The sequence below is a fragment of the Pseudomonas sp. AL 58 genome (assembly GCF_036348395.1).
GTDB lineage: Bacteria > Pseudomonadota > Gammaproteobacteria > Pseudomonadales > Pseudomonadaceae > Aquipseudomonas > Aquipseudomonas defluvii.
This window is the reverse complement of sequence record NZ_JAZBQR010000079.1, coordinates 1-526: the sequence shown is the minus strand read 5'-3', so window position 1 is coordinate 526 and position 526 is coordinate 1. Positions and strand designations below refer to the sequence as shown.

General features: G+C 40.3%; 1 rRNA gene. It reads left to right on the top strand.

The features are described from left to right. Positions 1-12: 12 nt before the first annotated feature. Positions 13-526: ribosomal RNA gene (locus tag UIA24_RS23140) — 16S ribosomal RNA — on the top strand; the annotation flags it as partial.

Below are 526 nucleotides of genomic sequence, written 5' to 3'. Positions count from 1 at the left end.
TTACACATGCATGGCTTAATCTGGTTGATCCTGCCAGTAGTCATATGCTTGTCTCAAAGATTAAGCCATGCATGTGTAAGTATAAGTATTGTACAGCGAAACTGCGAATGGCTCATTAAAACAGTTATTGTTTATTTGATAATCGAAAGTTACATGGATAACCGTGACAAATTACAGCTAATACATGCATTCAGACCTCTATGAGGTTGTAATTATTAGTACTAAACCAATTCCTTCGGGAATGTGATGAATCATAGTAATCGAACGAATCGCAGATTTCTGCGATAAATCATTCAAGTTTCTGCCCTATTAGCTTTGGATGGTAGTGTATTGGACTACCATGGCAATCATGGGTAACGGAGAATTAGGGTTCGATTCCGGAGAGGGAGCCTGAGAAATGGCTACCACATCTACGGAAGGCAGCAGGCGCGAAAATTGCCCAATCCTGATTCAGGGAGGCAGTGACAAGAAATAACAACTCTCAACTTTGTTGAGAAGTGTAATGAGGATCAAACACAAAGTTACC